Source organism: Duganella vulcania (genome assembly GCF_009857655.1).
Taxonomy (GTDB): domain Bacteria; phylum Pseudomonadota; class Gammaproteobacteria; order Burkholderiales; family Burkholderiaceae_D; genus Rugamonas; species Rugamonas vulcania.
This window is the reverse complement of sequence record NZ_WWCX01000147.1, coordinates 1-9,501: the sequence shown is the minus strand read 5'-3', so window position 1 is coordinate 9,501 and position 9,501 is coordinate 1. Positions and strand designations below refer to the sequence as shown.

Below are 9,501 nucleotides of genomic sequence, written 5' to 3'. Positions count from 1 at the left end.
CCATGCGCGGCGCGCACCAGGCTTTCGACCGTCTCGCCGCCGGCCAGCGGCTGGCTGGGCGCCGCCGCGCCGATGGCGTAGCGCTTGGGCCACAGCGTGCGCACCACGAAGCGCTCCTCGGTCAGCGCGCCGCGCGCCTTGACATCGCCGCCGGCAAAGAACGCCAGGCTGGCGGGATCGACATAGGAACGGTTGGTGGACAATTTGGGCGTCAGCTCGACCGCCAGCGAGGCCGCGCCGTCGGCCCGCGCCAAGCGCGCGTCCGCGCCCAGGCGGCCCTCGGCCACATGCGGCGAACCTATCCACACCAGCGGCGGCGGCTGGTCGCGCGGGCGCCCGCCGCCGCCGATCAGCCAGGCCAGGACGTCTTCCTGCGCCCGCAGCCGGGGCGCGTAGCCGGCCGGGTCGGCCTTGGCTACGGCGATCATGTCGTCGTTGAAGTACCACAGCGCCTGCTCGGGCGCGGCGCAATCCTGGCAGCGGCCGGTGGCCAGCTTGAACCGTTCGCTGGGATACAGGCCCAGCAAGCCGGGCGCCAGCGCGTCCCGCAGGCTGGGCTCGGCGGGCGCCGCGTGGGTGGGCGTGGCGGCGCCGATCAGGGCCGCTGCCGCCAGGATGCCGGTGGTGGTGTATGCGCTGTGCCACATGCTGTCGCTCCCGAGGAAGTTGGCGAAGCTGCAGTGTAAAGTGGCCCGGCAAGCAGTTTGTTACGCTCCGTCAACCTTTCAGCTAGCGCCGCGCGGACACCACGATGCCGCCGACGATCAGCGCGAACGCGGCCACGTGGTAGCCGTGCGGCGCGTCGCCCAGGAAGGCGGCCGACAGCACCGCGGTGAACAGCGGCGTCAGGTTGACGAAGAAGGCGCCGATCGCCGGTCCGGCCGCCTGCACGCCTGCGCCCCAGCAGCGGAAGGCGATCACGCCCGGCCCGGCCGCCACGTAGGCCAGCGCGCCCGCCAGCGTCCAGCTCCATTGCACCGGCTGGGCGCCCAGCGCCTGCTCGCCCAGCGCGAAGCCGCCCGACCACAGCACGCCGAACGCCACCTGCGCCAGCAGGAAGCCGGCCCAGTCGGCGCGCAGCGCGGCCGGTTCGCGCGCCCGCGTCAGCAGCCAGCTGTACAGCGACCAGGCGATGGTGGCCAAGATCATAAACAGGTCGCCCGCCACCAGCCGCAGCTCCAGCACATGGCGCCACTCGCCGCGCGCCAGCACCAGCAGCACGCCGGCGATCGACAGCACGGCGCCGGCCATCTGGCGCCGGCTGACCGGCACGCCGAAGAACAGCCAGCCGGTCAGCATCATCCACACCGGCATGCCGGACGCCACCAGCGTGACGTTGATCGGCGTCGAGGTTTGCAGCGCCATGTATTGCAGCGTGTTGTACAGGCCGATGCCGAGCAGGCCCAGCAGCGCGTATTGCTTCCAGTAGCGCCACATGCCGGCCGCGCGCGAGAACACCGGCCCGGCCAGCGGCAGCAGGATGGCGCCCGCCAGCACCCAGCGCAACAGGTTCAGCAGCACCGGCGGCAGCTGGTCGTGCACCAGCCGGCCGACGATGGAATTGCCGGCCCACAGCAGCGGCGGCAGGGTCAGCAGGAAAACGGTGCGGGGCGTCAGGCGGGTGCTCATCAGGGGTTTTATCGGGGGAAACTATGCAATATTGCAACTTAAGCATAGTCGATTCCGCCATTTCTCGCTGGCGGCCACCGATAGGATTGGCGTCCGGCTGCTGCGGCGCGGTAAAATAGCCGTTGCTGATCCACCCACTTGAAAAATATGAAACTCTCCAAACAACATTCGATGTACGAATCCGAGCACACCCTGTTCATCAAGGCGCTCAAGGAAAAGAATCCGGGCATGGAAGCTGGCCAGCAACAGGGCCGCGCCCTGCTGTGGGACCGTCCGCCGGTATCGCTGGACGAGCAGGAGCGCCAGATGAAATCGGCCATCAAGCAACAAGCCTACGTCTACCAGAACAAGGTCTAAGCATTCAGGGCGGCAAGGATGTTGCCAGACGATACGGCTGAAGTGCAGCCGCCAGCAAGCGACGGCGAACTCGCCGGCGTGGCGGCGCCACTGTCGCCGGAGCTGGCCGACGCCGCCGCCATGACCGATGCGGTGACCGCCGATGTGGCCGACGCAGCCGCCGCCGAGGCGGCCGCCGTCACCACCGAGGTGGCCGCCCTCGCCCGCCTGTACGGCGAGCCGCTGCTCAAGCTGCCCAACGACCTGTACATCCCCCCGGACGCGCTGGAAATCTTCCTCGACGCCTTCGAAGGTCCGCTGGACTTGCTGCTCTACCTGATCCGCAAGCAAAACTTCAACATCCTCGACATCCCGATGGCGCAGCTGACGCTGCAATACCTGAAATATGTCGACCAGATCCGCCTGTCCAACCTGGAGCTGGCCGCCGAGTACCTGCTGATGGCGGCCATGCTGATCGAAATCAAGTCGCGCATGCTGCTGCCGCAGCGTCCGTCCGAGCTCGACATCGAGAGCGAGGATCCGCGCGCCGAGCTGGTGCGCCGCCTGCTGGAATACGAGCAAATCAAGCTGGCCGCCTACGACCTGAACACGATCCCGCAGCTGGACCGCGACTTCGTGCGCACCCAGATCTTCATCGAGCAAAGCCTGGTGCCGAGCTGGCCCGAGGTCGAGGCCATCGACCTGCAGCAAGCCTGGCTGGACGTGATGAAGCGCGCCAAGCTGACCCAGCACCACAAGATCAGCCGCGAGGAACTGTCGGTGCGCGAGCACATGACCGGCATCCTGCGGCGTTTGCAATCGAGCCGCTTCGTCGAGTTCGCCGACCTGTTCGACATCGCCGGCGGCGTGCCGGTGGTGGTGGTGAACTTCGTCGCGCTGCTGGAGCTGGCCAAGGAAACCCTGATCGAAATTACCCAGGCCGAGCCGTTCGCGCCGATCTACGTGCGGCTGGCATATTCGCCGGCCTGAACGGCGCCCCACCCATTCCCATTACGCTCATAGCGACCTAGTCATGAAAATCATCACTTCCATTGAAGAACTGCGCGACCAACTCAGCGGCCAACTGCGCACCGCCTTCGTCCCGACCATGGGCAACCTGCACGAGGGCCATTTGTCCCTGATGCGCCTGGCGCGCAAGCACGGCGACCCGGTGGTGGCGTCGATCTTCGTCAACCGCCTGCAGTTCGGCCCGAACGAGGACTTCGACAAATACCCGCGCACCTTCCAGGCCGACGTCGAGAAGCTGGAGAAGGAAGGCGTGTACGTGCTGTTCGCGCCGACCGAGAAGGACCTGTACCCGGAGCCGCAGGAGTTCCGCGTGCGTCCGCCGGACGACCTGGGCAACACGCTGGAGGGCGAGTTCCGTCCCGGCTTCTTCACCGGCGTGACCACCGTGGTGCTCAAGCTGTTCTCGTGCGTGCAACCGCGCGTGGCTGTGTTCGGCAAGAAGGATTACCAGCAGCTGATGATCGTGCGTAACATGAGCCGCCAGTTCGCGCTGCCGACCGAGATCATCGCGGCCGAGACCTACCGCGCGGACGACGGCCTGGCGCTGTCGTCGCGCAATATGTATTTGTCGCCGGACGAGCGCGCCGAGGCGCCGGCCCTGTACCAGAGCCTGAACTTCGTCGCCAACGAAGTGCGCGCCGGCCATCTGGACGTGTTCCAGCTGGAGCACAAGGCGATGGAGGACCTGGCCAAGCGCGGCTGGAAGCCGGACTACATCTCGATCCGCAAGCGCATCGACCTGCAGCCGCCAAGCGCGGGCGACCTGGCCCAAGGCACGCCGCTGGTGGTACTGGCCGCCGCCAAGCTGGGCTCGACCCGCCTGATCGACAATCTGGAAATCTAAGGCTTGACCGGTGGCGCCACGGGCGCCGCCGGAGCCAAGGGCTGCACGGTGACGCCCTGCGGCGTGACCTGAATGAGCACGGCCGGCACCGCAGCGGCGGCCGGCGCGGCGGGCGCAACCGGCTGCGCCTTGGGGATGGCGTTGTTCAGCACAAAGGTCATCACCGTGACGACGATGGTGATCCCCGCCGCCAATACGCCAACCATCCATTTGACCATCTGCGAGGTGGCCCGCTGGAAAGCGCTCTCGATCTTCGCCATGATGGCTTCAAGCTTGGCATCGGTGGCGTCGAAGCGGGCATCAACCGCGCCGAACCTGGCGTCACTCGTGCCGCTGACGGCAGCCAGCCTGGCATCGAGACCTTCCACCTTGGCATCGATATAGTCTTTGTCGGCATTGGAGTTCATAGGCCGATGATCCGCCCCGCAACCTGCCCTGTCAACGCACGCACGCGCCGCGCCTGAGACGGATCAGGCGGCGACGTTTTGCGCCCAGGCCAGCGCGGAGAGATGGGCGCGGTTGACGTCCTCGGGCGACAGCTTGAGCGACGCGGCCAGCGAGGCCACCAGGTCGGAACTGAGCTCGCACGCTTCTGCCAGCGCCAGGAACGGCCCGTACTTGCCGCTGCGCGTGAGCAGCGCGGCCACCACGTCGTCGGACAGCTGGATGTTGGCCAGCACCTCCTGCATGGCGATGCCCAGCAGCCGGTCCAGCAGCGAGAACATGCCCGCCACGAATACATTCTCCGCCTCGCTCTTGCCCAGCGCGGCCTGCGCCAGCAGCTCGGCCAGGCGGCCGCGCACCACCGCCGTCTCCAGCAGCACCGGCGAATAGCCCGAGGTGCTGGCCGTGGCCAGCAGCAGGGTCAGCCAGCGGTACAGCGGCGTGTAGCCCAGCAGGGTCAGCGCCTGCCGCAGCGACTGGATCTCGCGCCCGGCGCCGAAGCCGGCCGAGTTGATGAAGCGCAGCAGCTTGTACGACAGCGTGGCGTCGCGCTTGAGCACGGCCTCCAGCTGGGCAATGTCGGCGTTCTGCCGCACCATCTGCATCAGCTGCATGATGATGGTCTGGGCCGGATTCAGGCCCTTGGCGTCGGTGCTGGGGCGTGGCGTCAGGTGCAGCTTGCCGACGAAGGCGTTCAGGCCCAGCGCCGCGCAGGCGTCGAAGTCGGCCCAGTTGCTGACCGGGCGCGCCACCATGCCCACGCTCGACTGCTTAAGCGCCGCATACGCGCGCGCCTGGCTGCCGACGTCGGCGCCGGAAAAGCGCACCTCGACGTACGAGGCGATGGTCGGCAGGCGGCTGCCGATGCGGGCCAGGTCGGCCTCGCGCAGCAGCACGCCGACGCCGCCCGCGCGCAAGCCTTGCACGGCGGCCAAGGTGTCGGGGTTGGCCAGTTCGGCCGTTTTAAGGGAGAGCACGGTGCGCTCCGGCGGCAGCCGGTGCAGCGCGTCGGCCGACAGCATGGCCGGCACCGCGTCAAGAAACAGGATTTTGTCGCGCAGCAGCCAGTTGTCGTCGTCGACCACCTGGCCGGCCACGAAGTCCAGCAGCGCCTCCAGCGCGGCGGGCGACGATGGCGCCGCCCCCTGCTGCTGCCAGCAGAGCTCATACCCAACCACGCGCTGCTTGGGGTCAAGCAGCGGCTCACGGACGATGAAATTGGTCTGATGCATGATGCTCGTCTCGGAGGAAGCCCGCGGCGAACGGGCCGGTACAGATCAGAAGCCCAGACTATCCAGCAAGTCGTCCACCTGCTCCTGGTCAGCCACCACGTTCTCGCGGGTCGGATCGATCTGCGGTCCGTTCAGCAAGCCGTTGTCGATTTCCTTCTTCATCTGGTCAGGCGCGAAGTCGATCAGCATCTGCACCAGCTGCTTCTCCAGGTTTTGCGCGATCGAGGTGACTTTCTTGATCACCTGCCCCGTCAAATCCTGGAAATCCTGCGCCATCATGATGTCCATCAGGTGCGCCTTGGTCTGCGAGGTGCCGGCGGTGGCGCCGTCCAGCGCGGCCACGGTCTGCTGCGCCAGCGCGCGCCATTGCTCGTCCGAGGCGCCGGCCGCCAGCAGGCCGTTCCACGAGGCGCTCAGCTGCCTGGCGTCGCCGGCGATCTGGTCCTGCAGGGGACTGGCCGCGTCGGTGGCGTTGAGCACCTTCTGCGCCGCGTCTTCGCTCAGGCGCGCCACGTAGTCCAGCCGGTCGCGGGCGTCCGGAATGTCGGACGCCGCTTTTTCAATCAATTTATCCAGCCCCAGTCCGCGCAGGCTTTCATGCAGGGCGCGCGTCATGTGACCGATGCGCGACAAAAACTCCTCGTTCGGCTCCACCGCAGCCGCGGTGGCGCCGCCTTGTTGCTCAACCATCATCAAGCTCCGAGTTTCTCGAAGATCTTGTTCAGCTTTTCATCCAGCGTTGCGGCGGTGAACGGCTTGACCACGTAACCATTGGCGCCGGCCTGGGCCGCCGCGATGATGTTTTCCTTCTTGGCTTCGGCGGTCACCATCAACACCGGCAGCTTGGCCAGCGCGGGATCGGCACGGATGTTTTGCAACATCGTCAAGCCGTCCATGTTCGGCATGTTCCAGTCGGACACGACGAAGTCGAACGATTCGGCACGCAGCTTCGCCAGCGCCATCACGCCGTCTTCGGCCTCGTCGACATTGGCATAACCCAGTTCTTTTAACAGATTCCGGACGATGCGGCGCATCGTCGAAAAATCGTCAACGACTAAAAATTTCATCTTTGGATCAGCCATGAATTACTCCGTTGTTTCTCTACGCGGTTGTTAATAGTATCTGCAATTGCCAGCAAGTTGTAGGATAGCATTTTCGTTGCTTGAAGGCGAACAAAGTAGCAGTAAAACGTCACACTTGACGATTTAATGCTTTTTATACCCGCAAAGCGCGCATGCCGTGGGCCGCCAGGTAGCCCAGCACCATGCCCGGCAGCGCCTGCAGCGCCCCCACCTCGTGGGCGGCGCCGACCGCGATCGCCTCGCGCGGCATGCCGAACACCACGCAGCTGGCCTCGTCCTGGGCGAAATTATACGCCCCGGCCTGCTTCATCTCCAGCATGCCGGCCGCGCCGTCCTTGCCCATGCCGGTCAGGATCACGCCGACCGCGTTCTTGCCGGCGCACTGGGCGGCCGAGCGGAACAGCACGTCCACCGACGGCCGGTGGCGGTTGACCGGCTCGGCCTGGTCGATCTTGGTCATGTAGTTGGCGCCGCTGCGGGTCAGGTACAGGTGCGAGTGGCCGGGCGCGATGTAGGCGTGGCCCGGCAGCACCCGCTCGTTGCCGGCCGCTTCCTGCACCGAGATCTTGCACAGCGAATCGAGGCGCTTGGCGAACGAGCGCGTGAAGCCTTCCGGCATGTGCTGGGTGATCAGGATGCCGGGGCAGTCGGACGGCATCTGCATCAGGAATTCGCGGATCGCCTCGGTGCCGCCGGTGGAGGCGCCGATGATGATCAGCTTTTCCGACGAGGTCAGCGGATTGCGCAGCTGCGGCAGCTGCGCCTGGCCCTCGGCGCCCGGCTGCGGCAGCGTGCGGGCCCGCACCCGGGCCTTGGAGGCGGCGCGGATCTTGTCGGTGATCAGCTCGGTGTACTCGCGCATGCCGGCCTGGATCGAGATCTTCGGCTTGGTGACGAAGTCCACCGCGCCCAGTTCCAGCGCGCGCATGGTGATCTCCGAACCGCGCTCGGTCAGCGAGGACACCATCACCACCGGCATCGGGCGCAGGCGCATCAGCTTTTCCAGGAAGTCGAGGCCGTCCATCTTGGGCATCTCGACGTCCAGGGTCAGCACGTCGGGGTTGGTCTGCTTGATCAGCTCGCGCGCGACCAGCGGATCGGGGGCCGTGCCCACCACTTCCATGTCGGGCTGGCTGTTGATGATCTCGCTCATCACGCTGCGGATCAGCGCGGAGTCGTCGACGATCAGGACTTTGATCTTCATAATAAAATGCTACTTTCCGGGCAAAAGGCCCACTATCATTATCGCTAACACTATCAAAACAGGTCGATCTCGCCACCCACCGGCGCCACCTTGAGGCGGCTGGCGTATTCGATCTCGCGCTTGGCCAGGGTGTCGTTATGGGTCTGCATCAGCTTCTTGACCAGCACCTTGCCGGTGCGCGGGAAGAAGTACACCTTGCGCGGGTGGATGTCGTTCAAGTCCTCGGCCACCACGCGGATCTTCTCGACCTTGAGGAAGTTCAGCACGAAGGCCGCGTTGCGCTCGCCGACGTTGATCGCGGTGAAGCCCTTGAGCACGGCGCCGCCGCCAAACACCTTGGCCTCCATGTTCTCGCGCTTGGCGCCGGCCTTGAGCAGGTCGTTGATCAGGATTTCCATCGCGTAGGTGCCGTAGCGGGCCGAGGCCGACACCGGGCTGTTGGTGTCGCTGCCGCCGTCGGGCAGCATGAAGTGGTTCATGCCGCCCAGGCCGGTCACGCGGTCGCGGATGCAGGCCGACACGCACGAGCCCAGCACGGTCACGATCAACATGTCCTTGTTGGTGAAGTAGTACTCGCCCGGCAGGATCTTGGCGGCTTCACAGTCGAACGTCCTGTCGTAATACACGTTCGTGGCAAATTGTTCGAGGTCCATGGTTTACTCTCATGTACGTTGCGTTGCCTTGAGGGCAGCGCCACGGTGTTGATCGTCCAGCTCGTACACCGTCTTGCCGCGTAGTTTGAGCGACTCCGACACGTAGAGGAAATTCTCCGAGTGGCCCGCGAACAGCAGGGCGTCCGGTTTCATCAGGGGGACAAAGCGCGACAGGATCTTGCGCTGCGTGGCCTTGTCAAAGTAGATCATGACGTTGCGGCAAAAGATCACGTCGAACGGGCCGCTGATGGGCCAGCTGTCGGCCAGCAGGTTGAGCTGCTTGAAGGTGATCATGTTGCGCAATTCGGGCCGCACGCGCGCCATGCCCTCGCGGTCGCCCTTGCCCTTGAGGAAAAAGCGGCGCGAGCGCTCGGGCGACATCTTGTCCAGCCGGTCCATCGTGTACACGCCGTTGGCGGCCGTGGCCAGCACATTGGTGTCGATGTCGGTGGCGATGATGTGGCAGTTGGGGGTGAGCGTGTTGAACGCCTCGCACACGGTCATGGCGATCGAGTACGGCTCCTCGCCGGTCGAGCTGGCCGAGCACCAGATGGTGATCGGTTCGCGCTTGTGCCGGATGTGCTCGGCCAGCAGCGGGAAGTGGTGCGCCTCGCGGAAGAACGAGGTCAGGTTGGTGGTCAGGGCGTTGGTGAACGACTCCCACTCCTCGCCCAGGCGGCCGGCCTCGAGGTCGTCCAGGTACTTGCCGAAGGAGCCGATGCCGGTGGCCCGCAGGCGCCGCGCCAGGCGGCTGTACACCATCTCCTGCTTGCTGTCGGCCAGCGAGATGCCGGCCCGTTTGTAGATCAGGCCGCGGACGCGTTCGAAGTCCTTGGCGTTGAAGTCAAACTCTTTGACGGTGTCTTTGGTATGCGGCATATGTTAAACCTCTTATTTATCACTACTAACAATGCCCACGCCGCCGCCGTTCCCGCGCGGGCGGGAACGGCGTGGTACAGCTTGATTAAAACTCTTCCCACTCGTCGCCGGCGGCCGGCGCGGCGGAGGCCAGCTTCTTGGGCGCGGCCGGCTTGGCGGCGGGCCGGGC

Annotated in this window: 12 protein-coding genes; 3 read left to right on the top strand and 9 right to left on the bottom strand. The window is 65.7% G+C overall.

What is annotated here, in order from left to right:
• Positions 1 to 647: hypothetical protein (locus GTP90_RS33500; RefSeq protein WP_217432060.1), on the bottom strand; the 647-nt coding region annotated here is incomplete at its 3' end.
• A gap of 82 nt (positions 648 to 729) precedes the next feature.
• The gene (locus GTP90_RS33495; protein ID WP_161087570.1) at positions 730 to 1,629 is read right to left on the bottom strand and encodes a DMT family transporter; all 900 of its coding nucleotides are present in this window, start codon (positions 1,627 to 1,629) and stop codon (positions 730 to 732) included.
• A 147-nt stretch (positions 1,630 to 1,776) separates the two neighbouring features.
• Here GTP90_RS33495 and GTP90_RS33490 point away from each other — a divergent pair, with 147 nt between their 5' ends.
• The 3 genes from GTP90_RS33490 (at position 1,777) to panC (ending at position 3,838) form a co-directional block, all read left to right on the top strand.
• On the top strand, positions 1,777 to 1,986 hold the full coding sequence (locus tag GTP90_RS33490; RefSeq protein ID WP_161087569.1) for a DUF3460 family protein: 210 nt from the start codon (positions 1,777 to 1,779) through the stop codon (positions 1,984 to 1,986).
• A 120-nt stretch (positions 1,987 to 2,106) separates the two neighbouring features.
• The gene (locus GTP90_RS33485) at positions 2,107 to 2,955 is read left to right on the top strand and encodes a segregation and condensation protein A (protein ID WP_371875166.1); all 849 of its coding nucleotides are present in this window, start codon (positions 2,107 to 2,109) and stop codon (positions 2,953 to 2,955) included.
• 43 nt (positions 2,956 to 2,998) lie between these two features.
• Positions 2,999 to 3,838: a pantoate--beta-alanine ligase gene (panC, locus tag GTP90_RS33480; protein ID WP_161087567.1), complete on the top strand. Its 840-nt coding sequence runs from the start codon at positions 2,999 to 3,001 to the stop codon at positions 3,836 to 3,838.
• On the opposite strand, the gene GTP90_RS33475 is transcribed toward panC, so the two are convergent.
• The 7 genes from GTP90_RS33475 to GTP90_RS33445 all read right to left on the bottom strand — a co-directional run bounded on the left by GTP90_RS33475 (position 3,835) and on the right by GTP90_RS33445 (position 9,332).
• The gene (locus GTP90_RS33475; protein WP_161087566.1) at positions 3,835 to 4,245 is read right to left on the bottom strand and encodes a hypothetical protein; all 411 of its coding nucleotides are present in this window, start codon (positions 4,243 to 4,245) and stop codon (positions 3,835 to 3,837) included. The two genes, panC and GTP90_RS33475, sit on opposite strands and share 4 nt — an antisense overlap.
• Before the next feature lie 63 nt (positions 4,246 to 4,308).
• On the bottom strand, positions 4,309 to 5,514 hold the full coding sequence (locus tag GTP90_RS33470; protein ID WP_161087565.1) for an EAL and HDOD domain-containing protein: 1,206 nt from the start codon (positions 5,512 to 5,514) through the stop codon (positions 4,309 to 4,311).
• Between the two features lie 45 nt (positions 5,515 to 5,559).
• Positions 5,560 to 6,207: a protein phosphatase CheZ gene (gene cheZ / locus GTP90_RS33465; protein ID WP_161087564.1), complete on the bottom strand. Its 648-nt coding sequence runs from the start codon at positions 6,205 to 6,207 to the stop codon at positions 5,560 to 5,562.
• On the bottom strand, positions 6,207 to 6,596 hold the full coding sequence (gene cheY, locus GTP90_RS33460; protein WP_008450066.1) for a chemotaxis response regulator CheY: 390 nt from the start codon (positions 6,594 to 6,596) through the stop codon (positions 6,207 to 6,209). The genes cheZ and cheY overlap by 1 nt, the downstream gene beginning before the upstream one ends.
• 133 nt (positions 6,597 to 6,729) lie before the next feature.
• Complete coding sequence (locus GTP90_RS33455) at positions 6,730 to 7,800, bottom strand: protein-glutamate methylesterase/protein-glutamine glutaminase (protein ID WP_161087563.1); 1,071 nt, start codon at positions 7,798 to 7,800, stop codon at positions 6,730 to 6,732.
• Between the two features lie 53 nt (positions 7,801 to 7,853).
• On the bottom strand, positions 7,854 to 8,453 hold the full coding sequence (gene cheD / locus GTP90_RS33450; RefSeq protein ID WP_117013630.1) for a chemoreceptor glutamine deamidase CheD: 600 nt from the start codon (positions 8,451 to 8,453) through the stop codon (positions 7,854 to 7,856).
• Positions 8,454 to 8,462: 9 nt separating this feature from the next.
• Positions 8,463 to 9,332, bottom strand: coding sequence for a CheR family methyltransferase (locus GTP90_RS33445; RefSeq protein ID WP_161087562.1), 870 nt, complete (start codon positions 9,330 to 9,332; stop codon positions 8,463 to 8,465).
• Between the last annotated feature and the right edge of the window lie 169 nt (positions 9,333 to 9,501).